This is a genomic window from Vibrio sp. V33_P6A3T137, from assembly GCF_009904835.1.
Taxonomy (GTDB): domain Bacteria; phylum Pseudomonadota; class Gammaproteobacteria; order Enterobacterales; family Vibrionaceae; genus Vibrio; species Vibrio metschnikovii.
Genome location: NZ_WXWK01000047.1, coordinates 1 through 26,019, shown reverse-complemented (window position 1 = coordinate 26,019; position 26,019 = coordinate 1). Strand labels below are relative to the sequence as shown.

Sequence of the window (26,019 nt, the reverse complement as noted above, 5' to 3'; positions counted from 1 at the left end):
CTAAAGCTCTAAGAGATAGCTGGTGTTTCATGGATAATCCTTATTATTCTTTTATTGTATTTAACTGTACATCATAGTGGTTAATGGGGGCGGATCTCTGCGAACTAAGATGATTTGCTTCGGTTTATCTTTATTTTAGTTGAGCCGTGATCATCTGCGCGAGAAGATTTAAGCTGGGTTGCCATTTTTTTTCATCATTCAAATTTGCCACGCTAAAGCGAATACAGTGAGTGAATTGATGTTGGGTCGCAAATAGATGCCCTGGCAAGAAGCTGATTTTTTTTGGTAGACATTGTTGGTAGAGCTCGTAAGTATCGATATGAGACGGTAGTGTTAGCCAGTTTAAAAAGGAACCTTCTGGATGACTGAGGTGGTATTGTCCCTGTAATCCTTGTTGGCCATTGAATGCTTGGTTCAACATGGTGGTAAACTTTTGCTGGCGATATTGATATAGGCGGCGCATTTTAGCAAGATGAGTTTTGTATTGACCGGAATAGAGAAACTCAGCCACTGCTGATTGTATTAAATTTAGGCTGCCCATGTTCTCACTGAGTAAAATCTTATCTATTTTTTCCATGTATTGTCCAGCAATTATCCAGCCAATTCGAAGTCGAGAATCTAACGTTTTAGACAGCGAATTAATATAAATAACTCTATCGTGGTTATCCAAGCTTTTTAAGCTGGGGATTGGGTCGTTAAATCCTAAATAACCAAAGACATCATCTTCAATGATTGGCAGTGAGGATGTTTTTTCTAGCAGTATTTTACGGTGTAGCAGTGGCATCAATGCCCCTGTTGGATTAGTAAAATTAGGCGTAAGCAATAACGCTTTGATTGGCCAGCGCTGTAAAGCATCAACCAGTGCATCTAGATCAATCCCAGTTATTGTGTGGCTGGGTATTTCCACCACTCTTAACCCTAAAGACTCGATTAACAATAAGGTACCAAAATAACAAGGCGACTCGACGGCCACGATGTCTCCCACTTGAGTGAGCGCTCGAAAAGCTAAGCTGATGGCTTGTTGTGCTCCATGAGTAATGGCAATGTCTCGACTCTGGGCAAAGATACCGCTCTCTTGCGAAAGTTTTGCTAGCTGTTTTACGAGTTGGTTATTCCCCGGTGGCAGTTGATAGTGACTGGGAATATGCGTTTGTTTACGACTGTGACGTCCGATATGTGCATACAAACTACGAATGGCACTAGAGTCGATATTCGGGTGTGCGGAACCTGCTGACATCTCATAGTGTTTGATTGGATTGGCCAGAATGTCTTTCGACATTGACAATAAATCGACTTGGCGAGGTGTTTGCTCACGGATTTCTAACGATGACGGTGGTGGCGAAACACAGTAACCACTTCTTGGCTGAGCGTACACCCATCCTTGAGCTTCCAACACCTGATAGGCTCGAATGACGGTATTTTTGCTCACCGATAGGGCAAGGGCTAATTCACGAATGGATGGTAGTTTTTCGTGTGAATTAAACAAACGTTGCTCAATGGCATGGCGTAAATACGCTTCAACTTGTTTATATTTGCAAATTTTGACCATTCTGTACCCGTTGAAATAATGGAAACTGTGCCTTTTTGTTTTTCTGTACCCAATTAAAGTAGCGTAATTGTTATCCTCATGGCGAGAGATTTTCTATGTTCATTAAAATGATCCCTTTTCTGTTTGTCATATTATGGTCTTCAGGCTTCGTGGGTGCTCGTTATGGGCTGACTTATGCTGAACCTATGACATTGCTCAGCTTGCGTATGCTGTTAACGGTACTTTTATTCGGAGGTTTGCTGGCTCTTTTTAAACGGCAATCTATCCCAAAAGGGAAAGCACTATGGCACGCAAGTGTTGCTGGTTTACTGATTCATGGGTTGTATTTGGGCGGAACTTATCAGGCGATTTATTGGGGGATGCCGGCAGGGTTAACCTCATTGTTAGTCGGTACTCAACCTGTGATGACCGTTTTGCTGTTGGTTATCATGACGCCACAACGTTTTACTGTTAGTCAATGGATTGGGCTGGGGATAGGATTTGTCGGTATCAGCTTGGTTTTGCTTGGTAACCTTGAGTGGCAATCAGAAGAGAAGCAATGGGCAGCAGTAGGAATGTGTCTTCTCTCTTTGTTTGGCATCACCGTTGGCACTTTGTACCAGAAAAGATTTTGTCAACAGAGTGATCTATTGGGGGGAACCTTGGTGCAATACATGGCGGCTTCCATACTATTTATTCCTCTTGCGCTTAAGGTTGAAAGTATGAGTATTCAATGGACGACGACGTTTGTGTTGACCATGGTTTGGTTAGTCGTTGTTTTATCATGTGTTGCCGTTTTACTTTTGCTGTACATGGTCGAGCATGGTGCTTCATCCAATGTGGCCTCTATTTTTTATTTGGTTCCGCCGACGACGGCGATTCAGGCATGGTTTGCGTTTGATGAATCATTGGATGGATTGGGGATATTAGGTTTTATATTAACCGCGTTAGCGGTGTACTTTGTCGTCAAAAAGCCGAAGCTATGGGGACGAAAGCGAGGCTTAATATTGGAAAATTAAGTTATTTTGCATGCGGCAGACAACGGTTTCAGACCGTTGTCTGCAAGGACGAGACTTAACGCTCAATCACAACGCCTTTTTCTTGATGTAAGCGTTGACATGCACGGCCATCACTGTGGAATAAATGGCAGCGATGAGCGGGCAGACCAATGGTGAGCGTATCCCCGACTTCGATATCGAGCGTGTCTGGCTGGCGGTAGATGATGTCAGAGTCTGAGCCTTTCACATTCATATACACTTGGGTTTCATTGCCGAGTTTTTCAACAATCATCACTTTGCCATCGATGGGCGCATCGCCATCTTCTGGTAAGAGTAAGTGCTCAGGACGTACACCGAGTGACATACGAGCACCGGCGGTGACGGTGGTACCATCAACAGGGATCCAGAAAGAGAAGCCGTTAGACAGTTTGACTTTTACGCGCTCTTTCTCTGCTTCTTCAATCGTGACACTCATAAAGTTCATTTTTGGCGAGCCAATGAATCCAGCGACAAAGCGGTTTTTCGGGTAGTGATAGAGCTCAAGCGGTTTACCGACTTGCGAAACAAAACCAGCATCGAGAACGACGATTTTATCGGCCATGGTCATCGCTTCGACCTGGTCATGGGTTACGTAGATCATCGTGCAACCGAGTTTGCGCTGTAGCTTGGTAATTTCAGAGCGCATTTGTACACGCAACGCTGCATCTAGGTTAGACAGTGGTTCATCGAGTAAGAACACATCGGGTTGAGAAACTAGGGTCCGCCCAATCGCGACCCGTTGACGTTGACCGCCAGACAGTGCTTTAGGTTGACGGTCTAATAGATGGCTTAGTTGCAGGATATCAGCGACTTTTTCTACTCGTTGGCTAATGTCCGCTTTACTGGCTTTGGCTAGTTTGAGGCCAAACGACATGTTGTCGTATAAATTGAGATGCGGATAAAGGGCATACGATTGAAATACCATGCCGACGCCACGTTTTGACGGTTCGACATCGTTCATGCGTTGATCGCCGATATAAAGGTCACCAGAGGTGATCTCCTCAAGGCCAGCAATACAGCGTAATAAGGTGGATTTGCCACAACCTGATGGACCTACGAAGACGACAAATTCGCCTTCTGGGATTTCTAAATCAACATTTTTAGAAATCAATACATCACCATAAGCTTTACATACATTTTTTAACGTGACACTCGCCATGTAGCTCGTCCTCGATCAAGATTTTTAATGATTACTGCCTATCATTATATGAATTATCTTGCAGGCAATAACAGTAGGAATACATTAAGGTGAATCATTTTTCATGGTGAATGCCGATGATTCTGCAGCGATGCTGCGTTACCTCTCATTTCATCAGTAAGAAAAGAAAGGGTGATGCCTACAACGTCACTGACTTGTAGAAAACATCACCCATCAAAGCCAAGAATCAGTTTGCTTCCCCCACCATGCTCGAACGTCTCCCCCGTACAATAATTACCACGAACGCTCAAGTGATGACAGCAAACCCATTCGGCAATGCAAGCCAGCACTGCAATAGATACTGGAAAGGGTTCTTACCATCCACTCTTGGATGTGCTTAGTTTCCTTGATGATGTGGTTGCTCACATCCTCCCGTTGCTTTTTTTTATAGGGGGAGTAGCCAAGGATGAGGCGGAGGAGGGGATAAAACCATCATATAGATCCAGTTCAAATTATTGATTGTCATGAAGTTGAACTTCATCACAGTCAACGCTTTTTTTGTGACTATGATCGCTAACCTGTGACGATGTAGATCACGAAACTAGGCCATAATGGCTAGGGCGTAGGGAGTAGGAGGATGAGTCACCCCCGTTTTTTGCTGATGATAGATGGCGAAATACGGCAAAACCTCAATCGGTGTTCGCCCTACAACACAAATAACAAGGATATGAAGATGAAAAATGCCCTAAGCACTGTCGCGCTAAGCACTTTGGTTGCGCTTGGCTCATTTGGTGCAAATGCTGCTATTCAAGAAGGACAACTCACAATCTGGATCAACGGTGATAAAGGTTATAACGGCCTAGCTGAAGTTGGTAAGAAATTTGAAGCCGACACGGGGATTAAAGTTACCGTTGCGCACCCTGATGGTTTGCAAGACCGTTTCCCGCAAACGGCAGCAACGGGTGATGGTCCTGATATTGTGTTTTGGGCGCATGACCGATTTGGTGGTTATGCTGAAGCGGGTTTATTAGCAGAAATCAAACCTTCACAACGCATTAAAGACGGTATTGTTGATTTTGCATGGGATGCTGTTCGCTATGATGGCAAACTGATTGGTTACCCCATTGCGGTTGAATCTCTCTCGCTGATTTATAACAAAGATTTAGTTCCTAACCCGCCAAAAAACTGGGAAGAAGTGGCTGAGCTTGATGCAAAACTCAAGAAGCAAGGTAAATCTGCGATTATGTGGAACTTAAAAGAACCTTACTTCACTTGGCCACTGATGGCTGCTGATGGTGGCTATGCCTTTAAATACACTGGCGGCGGTTACGATATTAAAGACGCTGGCATTGCCAATAAAGGCGTTAAAGATGCGATGAACTTTGTAAAAGGTTTGGTCGATAAAGGCGTCATCTCTGCCGATATGGATTATTCGGTGTCGGAAGCGGCCTTTAACCAAGGTAATACCGCGATGACCATTAATGGTCCTTGGTCTTGGAATAACATTGAGCGTTCAGGCATCAATTATGGTGTGACCACGCTACCAAGATTTAATGGTCAAGCCTCAAAACCATTTGTTGGCGTATTAACCGCTGGGATCAGCACCGCTTCACCTAACCGTGATCTTGCCGTGGAGTTTTTGGAAAACTACCTGCTGACCAACGAAGGTTTACGTATGGTGGATAACGATAAACCATTGGGTGCTGTTGCGTTGAACTCTTTCCAAAGTGAACTCGATTCTGATGCTCGTATCGCAGCAACGATGGATAACGCACTGAACGGTGAAGTGATGCCAAACATCCCACAGATGAACGCTTTCTGGGGAGCGGCGAAGAGCGCTATCATCAATATCGTTGATGGACGTCAAACCGTTGATGCCGCTTTGGCGGATGCAGAAAGACAAATGACGCGATAATTTTATTCGATAGTACTTTTTGAGGAGAGGGTAACCTCTCCTTATTTTCTCAGTTTTCATTTCGCTAGCAGGTTGTTATATGCAGTCAATTCAAGGTACAGAGGCGATATCAGTTTCAGCCAAAATACGATCAATCAGCAAAGGCTCAATCCTTAAATGGGCCGTTTTAAGCGCAGTAGGTATCGTGAATGGCTATACAACGATTTTAATGTATTCTCGCGGTGAGCTGGCATTCGCTATGCTTACTCTGGTTCTTACTGTTTTAGCTTTGTATATTTTTGGTAGTAAGAAGACCTACGCTCATCGTTATATTTATCCAGGGGTAGCAGGGATGATCCTGTTTATCCTTTTTCCTCTTGCTTATACCGTCAATTTAGCATTTACCAACTACAGCGCTAAAAATCAGCTCTCCTTTGAGCGAGCGCAGACGGTGTTATTAAATCGTACTTATCAAAGTGGCGATAGCTATCCTTTTACACTGCACAAGGCGGATGATGGCTATCGTATCGCTGTGCAAGACGGTGATGAGTGGTATATCACCGAAAGTTTCCCTCTGACAGGTTCTGTCCCTGCTGATTTGTATCTTGCTCCGCTTGATAGTCCACTGGGTGAGCCTGAACCGGTACGCACCATTGTTGGCTATCGCAGTACCTTATCGGGGATTGATTTGCACTTCCCATCAGGCATTGATATTCGGATGAGTGGCTTACGCCAATTTGCCGGTGTAGTCCCTCTTTACACGGTGCAAGAAGATGGTAAGACGCTATTCAATAATCGAACCGGTGAATGGTTACGTCCGAACATGGAGATCGGCTTTTATCAGGTGATAGACGAACAAGGTGAGTTTGTCGGTCCGACAGTGTCTCCCGGATTTATCGTGTCAATTGGTACGCATAACTTTGAGCGAGTATGGAAAGATGATGGTATTAAAGAGCCATTCATCAGCATCTTTATCTGGACGATTGTCTTCTCGGTTTTATCCGTCGCTTTTACTTTGGTGATTGGTTTGATATTGGCGAGCTTGGTACAGTGGGAGTCGTTAAAAGGTCGTGCGGTGTATCGGGTGCTGTTAATCTTGCCTTATGCTGTCCCTGCGTTTATTTCTATCCTGATTTTTAAAGGTTTATTTAACCAAAGTTTTGGTGAAATAAACATGATGCTACAAGCCATTTTTGGCATAAGCCCAGCTTGGTTCTCGGATCCTTTCTTGGCGAAAACCATGGTGTTGATTGTTAACACTTGGTTGGGTTTCCCTTACATGATGATTTTATGTATGGGTCTACTAAAAGCGATTCCCGATGATCTTTATGAAGCTTCGGCGATTGATGGCGCAAACTTCATACACAATTTTACTCGCATTACTTTGCCTTTGATGATTAAGCCATTAACCCCATTACTGATCGCGAGCTTTGCTTTCAACTTTAATAACTTTGTGATGATTCAGTTATTAACTCAGGGTGGCCCTAACATGATTGGCACATCGGAACCTGCTGGTTATACCGATCTGCTGGTGAGCTATACCTATCGTATCGCGTTTGAAGGTGCGGGCGGTCAAGACTTTGGTCTGGCTAGTGCGATTGCGACCTTAATCTTCTTGTTAGTGGGAGCGTTAGCGCTGTTCAACTTACGTTTTGCCAAAGTATCAGAAACTAAATAGGAGCGAAGAATATGGCTATGGTTCAAGGAAAGTCGCTCAAATATCGAGTTTGGGCCTCACACATCGCGTTATGGGCATTTTTATCACTGATTATTTTCCCATTATTGATGGTTATTGCTATCTCATTTCGTGAAGGTAACTTTGCGACGGGCAGCCTTATCCCCGATCGGCCGTCACTTGAGCACTGGAAATTGGCATTAGGTATGACGGTTACGCACGCCGACGGCACGGTGATCCCGCCGCCTTTCCCAGTGCTGACTTGGTTGTGGAACTCGGTTAAAGTTGGGGTAATCAGCTCGGTGTTTATTGTGGCTCTGTCGACAACATCGGCTTATGCGTTTGCGCGGATGCGTTTTAAGGGCAAAGAAACCATCTTAAAAGCGATGATGATTTTTCAAATGTTTCCTGCGGTATTGGCTTTGGTCGCCATTTACGCGTTGTTTGATAAATTAGGTCAATACATTCCTTTCTTAGGGCTTAACACGCATGGTGGTTTAATCTTTGCTTATTTAGGCGGTATTGCACTGCATGTTTGGACGATTAAAGGTTACTTTGAAAGTATCGATAGTTCGTTAGAAGAGGCCGCGGCCCTTGATGGTGCGACACCTTGGCAAGCGTTTAGATTGGTTTTACTGCCATTGTCGGTGCCAATTTTAGCCGTGGTGTTTATTTTATCTTTCATCATGGTAGTTGGTGAAGTTCCGATAGCATCTTTATTACTATCTGATGTAAACTCTTATACGTTGGCTGTTGGAATGCAACAATACCTTTATCCGCAAAACTATTTGTGGGGTAATTTCGCTGCTGCGGCGGTATTGTCAGCATTACCTATTACTGCGGTCTTTTTAATTGCACAGCGCTGGCTCGTTGGAGGCCTAACCGCTGGCGGTGTGAAAGGATAACAATAATAAGGGCGACCATCAGGTCGCCCATTTTGTATCGACTCAACACTTTTGGTTTGGCCGCCGATCAGTTGAGTTCGATATGAGTTCTGGCGTTACGCATAGCTGGCTGTTAGCTCTATTCCTTACTAGCTTCATGACTAACAGTTTTTGTAACCGAAACCTGAGTTTAACTCAGGTTTTTTTATGCCTGACGTTTGCCAAGTTCGCTACGGTTGAAGATGATAAACAATAAGCAGAGAACAAACAGCAGAATGCCATTTGGATGCGAGGCAGATCGAAGATTTTGTATCGTGGGTTACAGCTCTCGAGTCGAGGGAGCGCAGCTCATGTACTGCAAAAGGACATATAAGCTTTCTTGCTTTAGAGCCACCTTTCGAAACAGATCGGCAAAGGTGTCATCACCGCCAAAACAGGCTTTGATGTAATGATTAATCTCGTGGGCAGAGTAGCCTTCGACATATAACGAACGAACCCATTGATATTCAACGGCTTTTGCATCGAGTAGGGTCGACTCACTGAGCGTAATTTTATCGAGTGTTAAGGACATGGTTTTTCTCGTTGTTATTATTTAACCTCAACCGTGGATAAGAGTATGTTCATCCCACGGGTTAGTACACGGACTCAGCTCACTTTAGCCGTTTTATCATCGCATGGTATTGGCGTCAGTTGTGCGGGTATTATCGGTGCTACAGACCAATTAAAGCAAAGCGAGATGACGTTTCAATGACAGGAGATGTCGTTATCCCCTTCGTACTTGAAGCTGTAGCGGTGTTGGCTGGGGTCGTTCACCCCAATCGCATCGTTTGTCTATGCTCATGGGGATTGACTCACTTGCCGCTTACCTGCAACTCAAAGTTTTTGGGTATAGAGAGGCAATAGGACTTTGCTTTGAGGTTGAACGAGAAAAAGACGATGAAGCGCTTAGCTACGAAGTTTGGTTTGTGCTTCTTCGATTTTTGAAAAATCTAAGCCAAGCTCTTCGACGGCTTGTTTAATTAACGCTGGATTTTGCATCACTTGAGCGAGCAACAGTTGCAATTTATCTTGAGGTAAGCCCAGTTGGCTAATGGTGGCCATTGCTGCGAGTGGATTTTGTGTCAGTGCTTGAAACACGTCATTGATTTGTTGGTCGCTGATCGCGTGCTCTTTTAAGAGGGCTATAATTGGATTCATAAGATTACCTTTATTTTCTTCTCTTCTCGGGTTTATCCATGCATATCAGGCCCATTGATCCCGATTCGAATTCATCGGGATCAATGTTGCCTTTCTTAACGCATAAATAGCGGGAGTATTATACGTAATACGCTTCTACTGTACCTTTGAGTTGAATCAGCATTGGATTACCGTAACGATCTTTCGCTTTAGGAGAAGGAATTTTAATCCAGCCTTCACTAATACAGTATTCTTCTACATCACCGCGTTCTTTGCCGTTAAAGCGAATGCCAATCGCATGATCAAAGCATTCTGCGACAAAGAAAGGGCTACGAGAATTACTGGCTAGACGATCGGGTAAGGCTGGTTTTGCGGTTGTGTCATTCATCATATGTGACCTGAAGTTACGAAAAAGTGCGCTATTGTAGACAGTGCGAGCGGAGTGTTCAAGCCACGTTTATCTCCTCTCTATTTGCAGCTGCCGTGGTGCGTAATGATCGATAACTCGGCAGCATTCCTCCGTCCCAATCAGATGATTATCGATGCTGATAGATGAATGCTCACCATCTACCTACAACACTAAGGTGCTTGGGCATACGACAACGCATAAAGTATTAGCTATCTTTTTTACCATTAGAGTCAAGCTTAGGTTTTGGGTTTTAGGTATTTGACGTGAGCTTCCATCTCTTCGCCAATTTCGGTACGCATGTTCATTAAACGTATCGCCGACTCACGTAAAGCGATGTCTTCAGCTGAGGTGGGTTGCCATTCTGGTACTTGGGTTGGTTTACCTTGTTCGTCGACGGCGACCATAATCACAATGCAATGTGTTGTGAGGCGATTGTTTAGTGCGGTCGGCTCGCTGGCTTGCACATCGATCGCGACATGCATAGAGGTTTTGCCTGTGTAGATGACTTTAGCGTTGACTTCGACCAAGTTGCCCACATGGATTGGGGCAACAAAACGAATGCCACCGGCATAAGCGGTAATACAATATTTACCACTCCAGCCAGCAGCGCACGCATAAGCGGCAAGGTCGATCCATTTCATGACCGCGCCTCCGTGAACTTTACCGCCAAAGTTAACATCGCCAGGTTCTGCTAAAAAGCGTAGGGTTATCTCTCGTTTGCCAAAACTCATGTATACATTCCTTAATGTGACTATCGCTATCTCGATAAGATTACTATAGATCAAGCAAAGCGTATCTTAACGTCATTTGGCTTTGTGAAGTTGTCGTTATGCAGATAAGGTAAATAGTTGATGCTCTGAGCGTTGTGATGCGCGTTTGGTTGCAATTCCATTCAGTGGAGTATCAATGGATCAACGGGATGCATCTCTCGGGTATAATAAAAAACCCCTCTAAAAGAGGGGTTTTTACACGGTACGAATTAAATTTTTTGAAGTATGTACCTAATCAATTTGCCAACTGATTGTTAGTAATTCAGCTGACCTGATCATAGAGCATCAAGGTGAGTGATGTAACTGTTCGATCGAACAGGTTTCTTGTGCGTCAAGTTTGTATAGCGTGATTTCTCCATTAACCAAAGGAGAAGTCTCATGACCATTTCTATTTACAGTCATTCATTCACGACATTGCCTGAGCAAGACTATGCTGCATTACTAGGCTTACGTTATAAGGTTTTTTATCAGCGTCTTAATTGGCAGTTAAAAACCGCAGGGGGCTTAGAAAGCGATGAGTATGATATACCCCAAGCGCATTACTTATATGCCAAGGAAGAACAAGGACAGATAGTGGGCTGTTGGCGAATTTTACCGACGACCTCGGATTATATGTTAAAAAACACTTTCCCAGAGTTACTTGGGGCGATGACTGCACCGCGAGATTCGCAGGTGTATGAATTGAGTCGTTTTGCGGTGGATAAAGATTTTTCAGCACTGGCTGGTGGGGTGAGTAACGTGACGATGAAGATGTTTCAATCGCTTTATCATCATGCGCAACAGCAGCGTATTACGCGTTATGTAACCGTAACGTCGGTTGGTGTCGAAAAACTCATTCAACGCTTAGGGATCCCTTGTGAAAGGTTAGGCAATCAACAAGTGCATGTACTCGGGTCAACACGATCTGTGGCGTTATCTATCCCAATGAATGAGCGGTACCGAGAGAGTGTCGGCGCTTAACATTATAAATAAGGGTTAATATAACCGCCTAAAATCGCTTTAGTAATCGCTTGGTAGCGATTCGTCGCACCAAGCTTTTTACAAGCGTTAGAGAGATGAAATTTCACCGTTCGCTCTGAGGTATTAATAATTTGCGCGATTTCCCAAGCGCTTTTTCCCTCCGCTGCCCAACTTAAACATTGTCCTTCACGACAGGTTAACTCTGCTCTGGGCTTTGCCTCTCGGTGGCAGCGGACAATATTGTCTATGTTTTGTGCCAATAAGGGGACAAGCAGTTGCGAGGCCTGAATAGCCGGAAGATTAAGGTCGTAATGACGTGTGTCTGAGGTCGCGAAACTGAGCATCCCGAATTCGCCTCTTAATCCGTGCACTGGAATCGAGAATCCCTCTTTTAAGCCATTAAGGCGAGCTTCTTCAAAAATGATCTGGCTATCTTGATGATGTGCGCGAATCTCCGACCAGCGGATCGGTAAAAAGTTAGTCATGCTGTAGCGAACAATCGGGTCAATCAACATAAATTGCGATTCGTCGTACTGTTGACGCCAAGCGAGAGGGTAATTATCGGCGATGAGGGTGTCGTTACTGGTTAATGTCGTCTGTAAAGAAAGGCCAAATAAAAAGTATTCGTGCTCAATGAGATGATTCATCTTAGCCAACGTAGATTGCAGAGCTTGAAAACTATCAATAAAAGGATTTTCTTGGATCAGGCGCAGAATTTTTTGCATAAATGACCATTGACAACAAAGGCGCTAACTGAACTGATAATATACTTAAATAGAGATAATGTCCGCAATTATCCTTATGGTGTTATCCCTGTAGAGTTAATATTCGATTATCCTAATGACATCGTTTATCTGTGCATATCGCCATGGTGAGAGCCTATTTTGACTCTCACTCATTTTTCACTGATCCGCCATTCCCAGCTGTTGGCGATAACCGGACTGTTTAACCCCTTAGAGCGTAACTTGGATAGTCACTTCGTTTTCTTTGGCAAAATGTTCAATTTCCTTTGGCGGCGCTTGATCGGTGATGATCAGATCAATATCGGCGAGTGTGCCTAATTTGACCATAGCGTTACGTCCAAACTTGCTGTGATCAACGCCTAAATAGACGCAACGACTGTTTTCGATGATCGCGCGTTTGACTCGTACTTCATGATAATCGAAATCGAGCAACGAACCATCGTAGTCGATACCACTGATCCCCAGAATACCGAAATCGAGCCGAAATTGAGAGATAAAGTCGAGAGTGGCTTCTCCGGTCACACCACCGTCTTTATTCCGCACTTCACCGCCTGCCAGAATAATATTGAAATCAGGCTTGCTCATCAAAATGGTCGCCACATTAATGTTGTTGGTGACAACGCGTAAGTGGTGGTGCTCTAACATCAAGGCGCGAGCAATCGCTTCTGGCGTGGTACCAATATCAATAAACAGCGTTGCACCATCAGGGATATGTTTGACTAAAGCCGCGGCGATTTTTTCTTTTTCCGCTTGCGAGGTTATCTGACGAGTATGATAGGAGGAGTTTTCCGAACTGGTGGCGATGGTGGCTCCGCCATGATTTCGACGGAGTTGGTTAGCATCGGCTAACTCATTAAGATCTCGACGAATGGTTTGCGGGCTCACATTAAATCGTTCGACCAGTTCTTCCGTACTTACAAACCCTTGGGTTTGCACCAGTTCAATGATTTCTTGATGACGTTTAACCGCTTTCACAGGCCTATCCTTATACGTTGAAGTGCGCTAAGTGTACGGTTTAATGGACTAAATTCAATCAACGAGAGCAAATTATTCGTGTTTTTGGTTCGTTTTAAGCTTCGTTTCACACAAAACGAACATGAATATTGGTTCCATCGACCAACGTTCGTTGAGCGAGCCGTTGGCTGTGATTTATGGTGTTGAGGCTTTTTCTATCGGTTCTAACGTCGAACGACGTCGAATGCGCACTTGGGATAAAATGACTCCGCTAATGACCATTAAACCGCCGATGAAGTGATACTGATGAATGTATTCCCCCAACAAGGTGGCAGCTAATGTCACAGCGACCACGGGCAATAAATTCATAAACATCGCCGATGAATCGGCACCAATGGCATCAATCGATTTTACCCACATCCATGGCGCAAGCAGTGAGGCGGCAATACCAGCGTAAGCGATGAGTGGCAATGACCCTTCGGTAGGCAGAAGTTGTTCGCTAGTCAACCATAATGGAATCAGCATGAATACGGCTAATACGCCTTGTAAGTAGATGATCGTCCAGCTACTTAGTGGCATCTTCCAGCGTTTGAGCAGTACGCAATACAAAGCATACACCAGCGCCGCCAAGACCATTAAACCGTCTCCGGGAGTGATCGATTGATGAAGGAAAAATAACACATCGCCTTGACCGAGCATTAATGCAAGACCGACCAATGACAGCAGACCTCCAGTAATACTCAAGCCAGAAATGCGTTTATTGAGCAAGGGAACGCTAATAAACACACTCAATAGCGGCACCAATGAGGTGATGAGTGACATATTTGAAGCGCTGGTGGTTAATCCCGCGTAATAGCCTAAAGATTGATTCAACACCATGCCCAGTAATGCTAGGCCAGCGAGCTTGGGCAAATAGGGCTGAATGATGTGACGCTGCCGAATAACGGTTGGTAAACAAAAAGGACTTAAGATCAGCATCGCGAGCAACCAGCGATAAAAGCTCATTGCGCTTGGCTCTATGGTACTGGCGGCCATCTTATTGATAATGGTGTTGCCACCCCAAATCAGCACGGTGAACAAAGGGAGAAAATAAATCATCGCTGCCTCAGAGTCGGTTATTGTTGGCTATAGTTTGACAGGTCTCTATGATTATATATATCTTTAAAAAGACACTTTGAGCGATAGGAAGACAAGTTTGAATCAACGCAGCAGAAACCTTCATCCCTCCCTGTCTATTGAGCAGGCTCCGTCGGCAGTATTCATGAATTTTGAGGCTTTTCTTTCTAATACGGAGACTCGAGAGCATAGCCATGCTTGGGGGCAAGTGCAGTTAATTTCCGGAGGTATTCTTGAGATGGAGGCAGAAGAAGTACGTTTTTTGGCTCCGCCCCATCTGGCTATTTGGGTACCCGCAGGGATCCGCCATAAAAGTTATAACCGACGTCCGTTAGCGTACTGTTCGTTAAATATTGCGACTGAAATGACCGAAGGTTTCCCACAAAAAACCAGTCTAATTAAAGTCACCCCGATTGTTTCGGCGATCATTGATGACTTTCGTCAGCGCTCAGTGAGTGTCGCAACCCGTCGTGAAGATCAGCGTTTAGTACAAGTGTTACTCGATCAATTAGCCACGCAGGAGACGCAGCACCATTTCTTGCCTTCTAGTCATCACAAATATTTGTCGCCGATACTCAAAGCGATTGAAGAAAATCCAACCGATGAAACAACACTTTCGCAATGGGCACAGCGTATCCATACTACCGAGCGAACGTTAGCCCGTTATTGTCAGGCAGAATTAGGCATGAGTTTTACCGAATGGCGATTGCGAGTGCGTTATTTGCATTCGATGGAGTTGTTGCGTCATGGGCAATCGGTCAAAGAAGTAGCATTAACCTTGGGCTACAATCAGGCCAGTCCGTTTATTAGTATGTTTAAAAAATACTCCGGACAAACGCCGGAGCAGTATAAGAACCGATTGCTGTCTTAAGCTTATCAAGCCAGTATCCGCTTCCGACTTGAAGTGGCAGTAGTGTTGGCTACGTTCGTTCACCCCAATCACATGATTTGCCTATGCTCATGGGGATTCACTCACTTGCCGCTTACCTGCAACTTCAAGTCGTTTGGGTATAAATAGTTTTTGGGTATAAATAGTTTAAAGCGCCCACGATCGCTGCCACTTGAGCCGCATTACAGTCGTCACTATTGACCCGTGGACTGTCTGGGTACACTTCGGTGGTTGAGCAGTACTGGCTATTTGTGACTGAAGCGCATAAGCCGAGTTCTTTTACTGGGTAAACAATCACCCCTTCTTGGATAACCGGTGAGCCAATAATCTCACCTTGTTGATCGGCGGGTGCGATGTGAGTGACTTGGCGTACCGACTCAATAATTGCAGCTTGAAAATCCAACTGCGGATTCTCGCTGTCTCCTACCGTATAAAAGCCATCAGGAATATGCCCCGGCTGATAATCGATACCATCGCGCGCCGCTAATGCGGGGCGAAATTCGTTTTCATCACTGTCGGTGGTTTCGTGCAAGTCAATATGGGCAAGTATCGCCGGTAGTTTGTCGACCAGCGCCATCAGGGAAGCCGACTCTTCTGCTGGACTGTTTGGATAAAAACAACGATTAGGATCTAACGCATTGGGGTTCCAGCGTTGAATCGTTTCGTACCCCCAAGGACTGACGCAAGGAACTACGACAATATTCATCTGTTCCGCGTAGCGGTAAGCCTGTTCGGTTAAAAATTGCAGAGCACCAAAAACACCACTGGTTTCATAACCATGTACTCCGCCAGTGACTAAAAGGGTTGGTTTATCTGCATGCCAAGGCTGAGTTTTAACACATAGCAGCGGATATCGCTCAGGGTCGTAAGACAGTGCGCCGTATTGCTCAACACAAAATTGCTCCGATAAAGCATTAATCGCCTCCACCACCGCTTGATAAGGGCGCTGAATCTTAGTTTGTGCACGCCAAGCCTGACGTTCTTGTTCGGTCCATGGTTGACCGCGTGTGCCAATGGGGTAACGATAAGCAGTAGTCATGACTTTCCCTAATGAGAGTAAGAAAAGTCATGAGCTTAAGCGTTATAAGCGGGTACTGCAATTGGTGTCTCGGTTTATTTCACCGTCCAGTGAATAGATTCACCAGCTCGTATTGGAACGACCATGTTGTTGCCAAACGGCATCGTATTAGGCACGGACCAAGCTTGCTTAGTTAACATTACAGTATCTGTATTACGGGGTAAGCCATAAAAATCAGGCCCATTATGACTGGCAAATGCGGCGAGGTTTTCAAGCTTAGCTTGTTTCTCAAACACTTCGGCATACAGCTCAAGGGCGGCGTGCGCGGTGTATGATCCTGCGCAGCCACACGCGGACTCTTTTTGGCCTTGTGCATGGGGCGCGGAATCAGTGCCTAAAAAGAATTTTTTATTGCCAGAGGTGGCCGCGGCAACTAGGGCGTCTTGGTGGGTTGCTCGTTTGAGTATTGGTAAACAGTAGAAATGTGGACGAATGCCGCCGACCAACATGTGGTTACGATTGAACAGTAAATGATGTGCGGTGATCGTCGCGGCGACATTCTCCCCAGCTTGTTTGACAAAGGCGACGGCTTCTGCGGTCGTAATGTGTTCTAAGACAATTTTTAAGTTTGGGAAGTCGTTGACGATAGGCGCTAATACGGTCTCTAAAAAGGTCTTTTCGCGATCAAAAATATCGACATCCTGTGTCGTTACTTCGCCATGCACCAATAACAGTAATCCTTCTTGCTGCATCGCTTGTAGAACTGGGTAGATTTTTTTCGGGTCAGTGACACCAGAGTCAGAGTTGGTAGTCGCACCGGCTGGGTAAAGTTTCGCCGCTACAATCGCACCGGATGCTTTGGCTTTACGGATTTCATCAGGCGAAGTATTGTCGGTGAGATACAGAGTCATTAAGGGTTGAAAGTGAGCGCGAGGTTTAGCCGCTAAGATGCGTTCACGATAGGCAAGAGCCATATCAGTCGTGGTGACCGGTGGGACGGTGTTGGGCATGATCAGTGCACGTCCGTTATAGCGGCTAATGTCTCGAACGGTATCTTGTAAAACATCACCATCGCGTAGATGAACATGCCAGTCGTCGGGACGAGTCAGGGTAAAGGTTGTCATGAATTGCTCCCACCATGGAAAAGTTGAATGATTGGAGCCTAAACCATGTTCACGTACTTATGACGCAAACGCTTTCGTTTAGGCGACAGGATGATAGAGGAAAAGTGGTTTAATATCATCTTTTTCTTTGTTTTCGGCTTTTTATTTCCCTCGGTTTTCCGTTAGGCTTAGCGTCAATAAAAATACCAATAAGGAATCACCATGTCGGCTGTGCAGCTTTCACAAATTAGTATTTATCCGGTTAAATCGACGGCAGGGTTATCGCTATCTACCGCTTGGGTTGAAAAACAAGGGTTGATGTTTGATCGCCGTTTCATGGTTGCTTTGGCGGATGGCAGTATGGTAACGGCGCGAAAGTACCCAGCTATGGTGGCGATTCGCTCAGCATTAACCGCCGATGGATTGATTTTTACTGCGCCAGGTCGTGAGCCCTTAACGCTGCGTTATAGTACGTTTAAACGCCAAGTGGCGCAGGCTCAAGTCTGGGATGATAATTTTACCGCTTATACCACCACCGACGAAGCGGATGATTGGTTCAGTGCTGCGTTGGGTCAGCGGGTTGAATTACTCTTTACAGGTGAGCAGTCCAATCGAGTACGCGAGAAAGTCGGCAGCAATGTCAGCTTTGCTGATGGTTATCCCCTGTTATTAATTAGCCAAGCGTCGTTGGATGAGTTGAACCGCCGTAGCCCAGAGCGACATAGCATGACGCAATTTCGAACCAACTTGGTCGTTTCTGGCGGGGAGCCTTTCATCGAAGATAGCTGGAAGCGGATCAGAATTGGTCAGGTTGAATTTGAACTGGTCAAACCCTGTGAACGCTGTATTTTGACCACGGTTGATATGAGTACGGGGCAGTTTCGCCCCAGTACGGAACCGTTAAGAACCTTAGCTCAATTTCGTGCCAATCAACGCGGCGGCGTGTTTTTCGGTCAAAACTTGATTGCCAAAAATGAAGGAATGATCTCGGTTAATGATCCGATCGAAGTGTTGGAATACAAAGAAAAAGAGCACTACCTTGACCAAGGACAGCGCCACTATCAAATGCGTTGCGTTGAACGCGAGACCATCGCCAATAATTTTGTGACTTTTTGGTTAGAGCCACAACGCAGTGATTTCCCCGAGTATTTCCCCGGCCAACATTTACCGATTGAAGTGATTATTGACGGTAAAGTGCATCATCGTCGCTATACGCTTTCTTCAAGCCCTTCTCGGCCGGGGCGTTTAGCGATTTCCGTTAAGGCGATCGATGGTGGGCAAGTGTCTCATTGGTTATTGGAACATCTTCAGGTGGGGGAGAGTTTAGTCGCCCAATCTGTTGAGGGAAATTTTCATTTGCGCAATGAGCATTTATCTCAGCCGCTATTATTCTTGTCTGCGGGCAGTGGCATTACGCCGATGTTATCGATGTTGCGTTATTTAGCGGACCACCAAATGATGCAAGATATTGTATTTTATCACCAATGCCGTAGTGAAGCCGATATTCCCGCTCGTGATGAGCTAGACGCTTTACGCTCTGCTCATTCGGGCTTAACGCTGATGATCAGTTTGACTCAGCCTTCTATCGATTGGCCTGCTTTAAAAGGACGACTATCCTTATCTCATCTCAAAAAAATAGAGAATGTGATACAGAGGCAGGTTTTTGTCTGTGGGCCAGATGGATTTATGCAAAAAGCGAAAAACCTGTTGCTGAAGCTAGGTGTTCCAGAAACGGCTTATCACCAGGAGGTCTTTACGGTGACACCATCGGTTAATCGAGCGTATCAGCCCCTCACCATCACACTCGATGGAAAGGCGTTTCAAGGCGATAACCAGACCACGTTGCTTGAGCAAGCCGAGCGAGCGGGTTTAAAAGTGGCCAACAGTTGTCGAGCGGGTTTTTGTGGCGCTTGTAAAGTGACGGTGCAATCGGGTCGTGTTGAACAACCGGAGGCATTGGCTTTGCCCGATCATGAACGCCATCTTGGTAAAGTATTGGCGTGTTGCAGTGTTCCTGAAACCGATATTGAAGTAATAAGCTCATAAATCGGCGACAGGCCAAAAGAAAAAGCCACTCCTGAAATGTCAGGAGTGGCTCAATTAAGTGGGCAACAATTAAGCTTTATTGCGTACAGGATTGGCGTAACTGTCGAGCAAATAACGTTGAGCATCAACAGGGAGTTGAGCTAACTTCGCTTCCAGTTGCACTTTATGCTCATCCTGTATCTCCTCGTGGTCGACATTCGCCGCCAAGTAGTTGATTGGATAGAGACGATAATTAGCGTGAATTTGGCGATCAATTTCATCGGCTAAGGCTTCTGGAGTAGCAAAAGGCTCGCTAATTACGTCACCAAAGGCAACATGGATTCGTCCTTTTTCGCCAACAATCCCTTGAATAATGCTTTCAATATCTTCAAATTCGGCTTTTTGGTATTGGCCGTGAGTCGCTTTTTCATACAGTTCGCGTGCTTTGGCGACGTCGCAAGGGTCATTTTCATAAGCAATTGATACCGGTACAATATTAAGTGATTGCATATATTCAGCAAAATCAACTTTTTGTTTACGTCCTTCGACATGAAACATTTTTAAAATCGCCGCATCAGTAAAATCGTTACCATCTTTGGCCCGTCCTTCTTTCTGGGCGATCCAGATCGAGTTACCCGTCTCCAGCGAGTGCTTAATGTAGCCTGATAGCGTACCGAGCATCTTCATCATTTCGCGCGGTCCTTTAGCAGAACGTTGCACGATAAAGCTTTTATTCAGACGCATTAATTCCGTGGCACAGGGTTTCTTCAATAAGTTATCGCCAATCGCAATGCGTACCGTTCGATGACCGCTTTTATGCAGACCATAATTAACTAACGCAGGATCCATGGCGATATCGCGATGATTAGAGATAAAAAGGTAAGAGCGATTTTTATCTAATTGATCAAGCCCACTATAAGTAACGCCATTGGTGGTATGTTCCAAGGTTTGATCGAGATATTTCTTTACCTCTAGCTGAATGGCTTCAACCGAAGTCAGTTTGGCCCACTTAAATTTCAAATAGATTTTTACGATAGGGCTCAATAGTGGTCTGAGCCAAGCAGGTTGGTGAGCAAAACGGTGCTGCAAAATCGCCGAGATAAATTCTTCATCATTGATTAAACGGTCAAGCGCCGCAGGAATTTCATCGTCATTATAAGGACGTATATCTAAATAAGGATCGTTGGTTGAGGTCATAGTATTGTATATCAAATAAAAAGCTCGCCTATTCTACGCATACTCTGAGTGACTCGCAGCTATCATAAGCACATAATTTACAAGGTCAGACCAGAATCAGTCTGATAAGGTTCAGTTCAGTTGGCTTTTTTATCAAGAAGCGTTACTCTTAGCGCCCTTAAAATGCATGAGGCCAACCATGAACTACGCGATTCAATCTGAAACTTGTACTTTTCCTTATTTGCAAGTGACGGCGCGAAAACGAACGAGTAAGCATAGCTTAATCCAAGTGAATCACGGTTTAGTCTTATTTCGACTTGGCAAACATGAATACGCCATAGAAGCCCACCAAGCATTATGGATTCCCATCGATTGCTTGTGTGCATTAACTTTTTTTCCGAATACTCAAATCACACGAGTGGATTTTTCAGTCCGCCTGCGCTGTCCGTTTCCTTCGCAGGCTGGAACGATTAAACACAATGACTTGAGCAGCAGTATTTTACAACGCTTACAACAGCCTGTCTCTACAACTCCAGTGTATCCTCATTTATTGCAAGTGCTGAAGTATGAAGTACAAAACTTTGAACCCAAACTCAAACTCACCGGTTTAAGTCAAGTATTGAGTCAATGGACGCCAGACAGCCATCTTGGGATCAGTAAAGAGTATCATTTGGCATTATTGGTGCGTGAGACACGAAAGCGCCGTCTGTCAGGGGTAAAAGAAGCGCTAGTCATTGAGACCCTGTTTGCCAGTCAAGTTGAACAGTATCAACAACTGTGTCAATTGATTTTAGGTGAGATGCCTTAATTCATTTCAGCTAAGCTAATTCTTATCGGGCGACGGCTCCGCCTAAGGTAAGATTGGTCGGCCATTGTTGAATCTGATTCCCTCCTAAAAAGATGTTGCCATTGACCGTCATGGTGTCTGGAAAACGGGTGATCTGGGAACCGCCAATATACAGATCACCTTGAACGACCAAGCCTTCTGGAAGTTCGGCTAGTGGGGTTCTGACGACGCTTAAATCTCCCTTAACGACCAACCTTGGCGGTAGCTGCTTAAGCGGGGTATCGGTCAAATTGATGTACCCTCCGACATTAACGCCAGCAGGCCAACGGGTGATTTGTGAGCCGAGTAGATTCGCATAACCACGAATAAAGGTTCCGCGAGGGATACGTTGCAGTTGGCTATTACTCGCTTCCAAACTGCCTTCTACGCGAAGTTGAGGAGGCAGACTTTTAATCGAGGTTTGCGCAATATTAAGGTTGCCTTTGACTTCAAGGCCATTAGGCAATTCAGTATAAGGTTTATTGCGTAAATTGAGGTTACCATAATTATCCAAATGGTTGAGTATTTTATAATAATCAAGAGGGATGGCGAGCAAAGGCAGTGCGCATAGTAAGCTCAATACACCCAGTAACCAGCGCCGCATGGCTGACATCCTTGTATTGGTGACCACGGTAAAAGTATCGGTCTAATGCTGCGGATTTTCAATGAATGGTTGTACCTTTGTATTGCTGCGGGTATCAGGCGAGCGAGTGATCGCTCACCTGAGCACTTTAGCGGAATAATGAACGCGACTTAAGCTCAAAAATCAACTTTTCCGCACTGACTTCAAACTTGAATTGAGCATGCAGTTTATTGGCTTCTTGAGTAGGAAGAATTTGATATTCAACGTTGGCACACACTTGTTGAGCGAGTTGTAGGTATTTATCAAACTCTTGTTGAAGTAAATCTTGTTCGGTCGCAAAAATGGTGACTTCGGCAACTTCGTCACCTTCTTTAATGATAAATCCCATTTCTCCGGCAACACCACAGGCTTCACATACTTCATCTTCTACGTAGCATTGATTGGTCATCTCATTATCCTCTTATAAAAACTAAGGCTATTTTAGCCTGCTATGATGTCGCTTACCACTTAATATCCGCTTGCGATGGAATTGGTTAATGTTGATATCAGTTGAAGTGGTTATCTGGGCATAATCTAGATAAATCAATTATTCATACTATGATTGAGTAGTCAGTGAAGCGTAGATGAACGATGAGTACGTGGCAATATCTTGTGATATGCGTCAAGAGTTTGTGCGAATGAGTGACAGTTTTTTGTCATAATGCTACCGGTTTCATTGTCTTCATTAAGACTTTGTAAGATGATCCCGACGGTTTGCTGACTATTTAACCTCGCAAGAACAACAGTCTTTGAACTATCTAGCCGAATAATCACCCTTTGATGAAGAGCATGAGCCATGCCAAAACGTAGTAAAGAAGATACTGAAATTACGATTCAAAGAATTATGGATGCCGTTATCGATCAACTGCTCAGTTTGGGCTACGACAAAATGTCTTACACCACATTAAGTCAGCAGACTGGGGTCTCGAGAACGGGTATTAGTCATCACTTCCCTAAGAAAACTGATTTTGCGTTAGCGTTAGAAAGCAAAATTTTTCACCAATTCACGGAACATTTAGAGCTAGAACAAGGGTTGAATGAATTTGCAGAAAGCTGGTTGAAGGCGCTACGCACGACTCCGACTTTTATGGCAACACTGCGTTTATTGTTTCAACATGTGGTCATGGCTGAGCGTGCCGAGTTTTTTTCAGCGCAAATGATGAGTCGGCTTTATAAACTGGTTGACGACAAATGGGGACCACAAAGTCGCCAACAATTAGAGTGGTTGATTGGTAAATCGATCATTGCGATGAGTGAGCTTGATTAAACCGGGTAGACCATTGGGAAATCTAACGTCGGGTGTGGTGCTATCATCGAATCATGACCATAGATCTGCTTGATCATCTCGGCGCTCAGAGCTTGCCACGGTGGAGCATCACAGACAATGTGCCCTTGATGAAGAATCACCATCCGATCGGCGTATTGCGCCGCTAAGTTCAAATCATGTAAGACAATCACGACGGCGCATTGTTCTTCACGAGCTAACTGACGAGCGATAAGCAAGGTATTATGTTGGTGCGCCAAGTCTAATGCCGAGGTGGGTTCATCAAGCATTAAGACTTTTTGCGCACCGGATTGATGCAGTTGGGTGAGCACTCTTGCTAAATGTAAACGCTGTTTTTCTCCTCCTGAGAGTTCAGGATAGAGCCTATTAGCTAACGGTAAAACATCGGTCTTTTGCATATAATAACGCGCTAATTGCCGAGTTTGTCGATGGCCAATATCAAGCGGGATTGCACCAAGTTCGACCACTTCTTGAGCCGTAAATGGAAAGTTTAATGAGCTACTTTGCGGTAAAATACCGACATGCTTTGCTAAGGTCTTTGCTGACCAGTTTTCGCGAGGTTGGCCGAAGAAACGAATGCGAGAGTGGGTGTCAATCTCGCCACTTAACGCCTTCAATAAGGTACTTTTCCCCGCACCATTAGGACCAAGTAAAGCGGTGACTTCGCCATGATGGAGTTCAATATTGATATCTTTTAATATCGATTTTGAATGAAAACAGACCGTTAAGTGATGCGCTTGAATCGCTGGAGTAAGCATTAAAACAGTTTCCCTTTTTGTTTAAACAGTAAATAGAGAAAAAAGGGAGCACCGACGAGCGCTGTGACAATCCCGATCGGTAATTCACTTGGTGCAACGGCAACTCGGGCAAACATATCGGCGCAAGTCAGCAGTAATGCACCAAGGAGAGCGGAGACGGGTAATAAATATCGATGATCAGGGCCAACGAGCATCCGCCCTAAATGGGGCACGACCAAGCCGACAAAACCAATCATCCCAGCCACGCTGACCGTGATACCAACGCCTGCGGCGCAAAGTATGATCAGCGCTCGCTTGAGTTGCTGAGTGCCAATACCTAGGTGGCGAGCTTCCGATTCACCCAGCAAAAGCGCATTCAGTGCCATCGCTCGACGATGAAAGCAATAAGCTAATATTCCCAGTGCGAATAGACACAAATAGATTTGTGGCCAATTAGCGCCAGCAAATGAACCCATCGACCATAGGGTTAGATCACGCAGCATTTGATCGTCAGCCAGAAAATTTAAATAGCCAATCCCTGCCCCAGAAAGCGCACTGATCGCTACGCCAGCCAATAGCATGATGGTCACTGAAGTTCCCAATTGACTGGTGCCTAGTCGATAAACCAGTAACGTTGTTAATACTCCGCCGATAAAAGCACACAAGGGGAGCGTGAACATGTTCATCCATGTGGCATTCAATTCAAAAGAGGCGAGTAATACAATGGCGAGCGCTGCGCCTAATGACGCACCTGCAGATACCCCAATGATCCCTGGTTCAGCGAGAGGGTTACGAAACAAGCCCTGCATAACAACCCCGCAGAGCGCTAATATTGCACCAACCAATAAACACAGGAGAGTGCGTGGGAGACGAATTTGGTGAATAACCAGATTAATATGAGTCGCAATATCATCAGAGCGAAATAGTAAGCTATATAGGCTATCTCGAAAACTGATCGACATAGGTCCAACGGTAATGGAAGCTAAACTTAATATTCCCAAACTTAGCGCTAAGGCAATAAGTAATAGATGAATAGGCACATGACGTAACACGGCTATTATCCCTTTGGATAGAGCAGCGCTTGCAAACGCAGTGCTTCTTGAATGGTTTTCAGGCCGACGCCGCCGACGAGTGCATGACCATCAATGGTAATGATGCGTTGATGGATACCCGCAGGTGTCGCTTTTAACATCGGCAGTGCTTCTAGAATCGCCTCTGCTCCGCCGAGCTGATCATAGCTACGGCCGCTGACCAAAATAACGTCTGGCTGCATGGTGATCAGCGCTTCCATCGATAAGGGTTTATAGGCTGAAATCATCTCCGCAGCAGGATTACGAGCGCCAGCTAAAGTGATCAGCGTATCAGGAATGGTATTTGAGCCCGCGACGTTGGCTGCTCGCCCTTCATGGAGCAGTAAAAATAGCACCTTGAGTGGCGATTGATCAGGCTGTCCCTCTTTAAGTTGCTCTAATGTCCCATTCACTTGATGTTTTAATGTTTTCGCTACCGATTGGCGGTCAATTAACTGGGCGATTTGGTCGATACGTTCAAGCAAACCTTGCGGATGAGGATCACTGTTGATGATATTGACTTTGATACCTGCAGAGCGTAGCTGGCGTAGGGTACTTTCTGGTCCCATTTCCTCTGAGCCAATTAATTGGGTTGGATTCAACGCTAACAAGCCTTCTGCCGAGAGCTGTCGGTGATAACCCACTTGAGGTAATTCACGCGTGCGCGGTTCATTGCTGGTTACATCAACCGCAATGAGCTGATCTTGTCCACCTAACGCAAAGATAAGTTCAGTAACACTGCTCCCTGCACTGATCACACGCTCCGCTGCCGATAAATGATGAGCGCACAAGAGGAATAAAACACTGGCAAGTCGCCGAATAAAAGGTATGGACAATTTCATAATGCTGCTCATTAACTAAATGGGCCACGTTATACCCAGCCTACGTGAAGCTGCCGCGGTATTGGCTATTTCTGGTTTCAAGAGCGCAAATTATTACTCATAATACAAACAATATCAATTATCAATTGCATTATCGTTTGTG

26 protein-coding genes are annotated in these 26,019 nt (G+C 45.1%); 9 read left to right on the top strand and 17 right to left on the bottom strand.

What is annotated here, in order from left to right:
* Window positions 1-130 precede the first annotated feature (130 nt).
* Complete coding sequence (locus tag CAG60_RS04055) at window positions 131-1,549, bottom strand: aminotransferase-like domain-containing protein (RefSeq protein WP_161438355.1); 1,419 nt, start codon at window positions 1,547-1,549, stop codon at window positions 131-133.
* Window positions 1,550-1,644: 95 nt separating this feature from the next.
* Between CAG60_RS04055 and CAG60_RS04050 the strand changes: the two genes are divergently transcribed.
* The gene (locus CAG60_RS04050) at window positions 1,645-2,547 is read left to right on the top strand and encodes a DMT family transporter (RefSeq protein WP_154170762.1); all 903 of its coding nucleotides are present in this window, start codon (window positions 1,645-1,647) and stop codon (window positions 2,545-2,547) included.
* 55 nt (window positions 2,548-2,602) lie between these two features.
* On the opposite strand, the gene malK is transcribed toward CAG60_RS04050, so the two are convergent.
* Window positions 2,603-3,724: a maltose/maltodextrin ABC transporter ATP-binding protein MalK gene (gene malK, locus CAG60_RS04045; protein ID WP_004396719.1), complete on the bottom strand. Its 1,122-nt coding sequence runs from the start codon at window positions 3,722-3,724 to the stop codon at window positions 2,603-2,605.
* A 712-nt stretch (window positions 3,725-4,436) separates the two neighbouring features.
* Here malK and malE point away from each other — a divergent pair.
* The 3 genes from malE to malG all read left to right on the top strand — a co-directional run bounded on the left by malE (window position 4,437) and on the right by malG (window position 8,177).
* Window positions 4,437-5,618: a maltose/maltodextrin ABC transporter substrate-binding protein MalE gene (gene malE, locus CAG60_RS04040; protein ID WP_004396718.1), complete on the top strand. Its 1,182-nt coding sequence runs from the start codon at window positions 4,437-4,439 to the stop codon at window positions 5,616-5,618.
* Between the two features lie 79 nt (window positions 5,619-5,697).
* Window positions 5,698-7,275, top strand: a complete 1,578-nt coding sequence (gene malF, locus CAG60_RS04035; protein ID WP_161438354.1) for a maltose ABC transporter permease MalF — start codon at window positions 5,698-5,700, stop codon at window positions 7,273-7,275.
* A gap of 11 nt (window positions 7,276-7,286) precedes the next feature.
* Window positions 7,287-8,177, top strand: coding sequence for a maltose ABC transporter permease MalG (gene malG / locus CAG60_RS04030; protein WP_004396716.1), 891 nt, complete (start codon window positions 7,287-7,289; stop codon window positions 8,175-8,177).
* 298 nt (window positions 8,178-8,475) lie between these two features.
* Here malG and CAG60_RS04025 read toward each other — a convergent pair whose 3' ends face one another.
* From CAG60_RS04025 to CAG60_RS04010, 4 genes are all read right to left on the bottom strand, one after another.
* A complete protein-coding gene (locus tag CAG60_RS04025) occupies window positions 8,476-8,727 on the bottom strand; it encodes a hypothetical protein (RefSeq protein ID WP_161438353.1) in 252 nt (83 codons plus the stop codon).
* Between the two features lie 374 nt (window positions 8,728-9,101).
* Window positions 9,102-9,353: a DUF2999 family protein gene (locus tag CAG60_RS04020; protein WP_161438352.1), complete on the bottom strand. Its 252-nt coding sequence runs from the start codon at window positions 9,351-9,353 to the stop codon at window positions 9,102-9,104.
* Window positions 9,354-9,471: 118 nt separating this feature from the next.
* On the bottom strand, window positions 9,472-9,720 hold the full coding sequence (locus CAG60_RS04015; protein WP_040905130.1) for a DUF3297 family protein: 249 nt from the start codon (window positions 9,718-9,720) through the stop codon (window positions 9,472-9,474).
* Window positions 9,721-9,977: 257 nt separating this feature from the next.
* Entirely contained in the window at window positions 9,978-10,472 is a 495-nt protein-coding gene (locus CAG60_RS04010) for an acyl-CoA thioesterase (RefSeq protein ID WP_161438351.1), read from the bottom strand.
* A 417-nt stretch (window positions 10,473-10,889) separates the two neighbouring features.
* Between CAG60_RS04010 and CAG60_RS04005 the strand changes: the two genes are divergently transcribed.
* Window positions 10,890-11,471 (top strand): acyl-homoserine-lactone synthase, encoded by a 582-nt coding sequence (locus tag CAG60_RS04005; RefSeq protein WP_161438350.1) that lies wholly within the window; start codon window positions 10,890-10,892, stop codon window positions 11,469-11,471.
* A gap of 2 nt (window positions 11,472-11,473) precedes the next feature.
* Here CAG60_RS04005 and CAG60_RS04000 read toward each other — a convergent pair whose 3' ends face one another.
* The 3 genes from CAG60_RS04000 to CAG60_RS03990 form a co-directional block, all read right to left on the bottom strand.
* Window positions 11,474-12,196, bottom strand: coding sequence for a LuxR family transcriptional regulator (locus CAG60_RS04000; protein WP_154170757.1), 723 nt, complete (start codon window positions 12,194-12,196; stop codon window positions 11,474-11,476).
* Between the two features lie 228 nt (window positions 12,197-12,424).
* Window positions 12,425-13,189 (bottom strand): DeoR/GlpR family transcriptional regulator, encoded by a 765-nt coding sequence (locus CAG60_RS03995; protein ID WP_154170756.1) that lies wholly within the window; start codon window positions 13,187-13,189, stop codon window positions 12,425-12,427.
* 174 nt (window positions 13,190-13,363) lie between these two features.
* Window positions 13,364-14,266, bottom strand: coding sequence for a DMT family transporter (locus CAG60_RS03990; protein WP_004396710.1), 903 nt, complete (start codon window positions 14,264-14,266; stop codon window positions 13,364-13,366).
* Between the two features lie 97 nt (window positions 14,267-14,363).
* Here CAG60_RS03990 and CAG60_RS03985 point away from each other — a divergent pair, with 97 nt between their 5' ends.
* On the top strand, window positions 14,364-15,155 hold the full coding sequence (locus tag CAG60_RS03985; protein WP_004396709.1) for an AraC family transcriptional regulator: 792 nt from the start codon (window positions 14,364-14,366) through the stop codon (window positions 15,153-15,155).
* Between the two features lie 124 nt (window positions 15,156-15,279).
* Here CAG60_RS03985 and CAG60_RS03980 read toward each other — a convergent pair whose 3' ends face one another.
* Together CAG60_RS03980 and pyrC are read right to left on the bottom strand one after the other, a co-directional pair.
* The gene (locus CAG60_RS03980) at window positions 15,280-16,212 is read right to left on the bottom strand and encodes a M14 family metallopeptidase (protein ID WP_161438349.1); all 933 of its coding nucleotides are present in this window, start codon (window positions 16,210-16,212) and stop codon (window positions 15,280-15,282) included.
* 74 nt (window positions 16,213-16,286) lie between these two features.
* Window positions 16,287-17,315: a dihydroorotase gene (pyrC, locus tag CAG60_RS03975; protein ID WP_161426626.1), complete on the bottom strand. Its 1,029-nt coding sequence runs from the start codon at window positions 17,313-17,315 to the stop codon at window positions 16,287-16,289.
* Window positions 17,316-17,516: 201 nt separating this feature from the next.
* Between pyrC and CAG60_RS03970 the strand changes: the two genes are divergently transcribed.
* Window positions 17,517-19,340 (top strand): hybrid-cluster NAD(P)-dependent oxidoreductase, encoded by a 1,824-nt coding sequence (locus CAG60_RS03970; protein WP_161426625.1) that lies wholly within the window; start codon window positions 17,517-17,519, stop codon window positions 19,338-19,340.
* 69 nt (window positions 19,341-19,409) lie between these two features.
* On the opposite strand, the gene CAG60_RS03965 is transcribed toward CAG60_RS03970, so the two are convergent.
* Window positions 19,410-20,516: a 1-acyl-sn-glycerol-3-phosphate acyltransferase gene (locus CAG60_RS03965; RefSeq protein ID WP_004396705.1), complete on the bottom strand. Its 1,107-nt coding sequence runs from the start codon at window positions 20,514-20,516 to the stop codon at window positions 19,410-19,412.
* Between the two features lie 178 nt (window positions 20,517-20,694).
* Between CAG60_RS03965 and CAG60_RS03960 the strand changes: the two genes are divergently transcribed.
* Window positions 20,695-21,303, top strand: coding sequence for an AraC family transcriptional regulator (locus tag CAG60_RS03960; protein WP_161438348.1), 609 nt, complete (start codon window positions 20,695-20,697; stop codon window positions 21,301-21,303).
* 22 nt (window positions 21,304-21,325) lie between these two features.
* Here the strand turns inward: CAG60_RS03960 and CAG60_RS03955 are convergent, their stop codons facing one another.
* Both CAG60_RS03955 and CAG60_RS03950 read right to left on the bottom strand, forming a co-directional pair.
* Complete coding sequence (locus CAG60_RS03955; protein WP_161438347.1) at window positions 21,326-21,925, bottom strand: hypothetical protein; 600 nt, start codon at window positions 21,923-21,925, stop codon at window positions 21,326-21,328.
* Between the two features lie 127 nt (window positions 21,926-22,052).
* Window positions 22,053-22,352, bottom strand: a complete 300-nt coding sequence (locus CAG60_RS03950) for a YfcZ/YiiS family protein (RefSeq protein ID WP_004396702.1) — start codon at window positions 22,350-22,352, stop codon at window positions 22,053-22,055.
* A 387-nt stretch (window positions 22,353-22,739) separates the two neighbouring features.
* On the opposite strand from CAG60_RS03950, the gene CAG60_RS03945 reads away from it, so the two are divergent.
* A complete protein-coding gene (locus CAG60_RS03945; protein ID WP_161438346.1) occupies window positions 22,740-23,210 on the top strand; it encodes a TetR family transcriptional regulator in 471 nt (156 codons plus the stop codon).
* On the opposite strand, the gene CAG60_RS03940 is transcribed toward CAG60_RS03945, so the two are convergent.
* Genes CAG60_RS03940 through CAG60_RS03930 form a run of 3 tightly spaced genes read right to left on the bottom strand, consistent with a single transcriptional unit; the run spans window position 23,207 to window position 25,877 of the window.
* Window positions 23,207-23,986: a heme ABC transporter ATP-binding protein gene (locus CAG60_RS03940; protein WP_161438345.1), complete on the bottom strand. Its 780-nt coding sequence runs from the start codon at window positions 23,984-23,986 to the stop codon at window positions 23,207-23,209. The genes CAG60_RS03945 and CAG60_RS03940 overlap by 4 nt on opposite strands.
* A complete protein-coding gene (locus CAG60_RS03935) occupies window positions 23,986-25,017 on the bottom strand; it encodes a FecCD family ABC transporter permease (RefSeq protein ID WP_115152606.1) in 1,032 nt (343 codons plus the stop codon). The genes CAG60_RS03940 and CAG60_RS03935 overlap by 1 nt, the downstream gene beginning before the upstream one ends.
* A gap of 5 nt (window positions 25,018-25,022) precedes the next feature.
* Window positions 25,023-25,877, bottom strand: a complete 855-nt coding sequence (locus CAG60_RS03930; protein ID WP_237665954.1) for a heme/hemin ABC transporter substrate-binding protein — start codon at window positions 25,875-25,877, stop codon at window positions 25,023-25,025.
* Window positions 25,878-26,019: the final 142 nt, after the last annotated feature.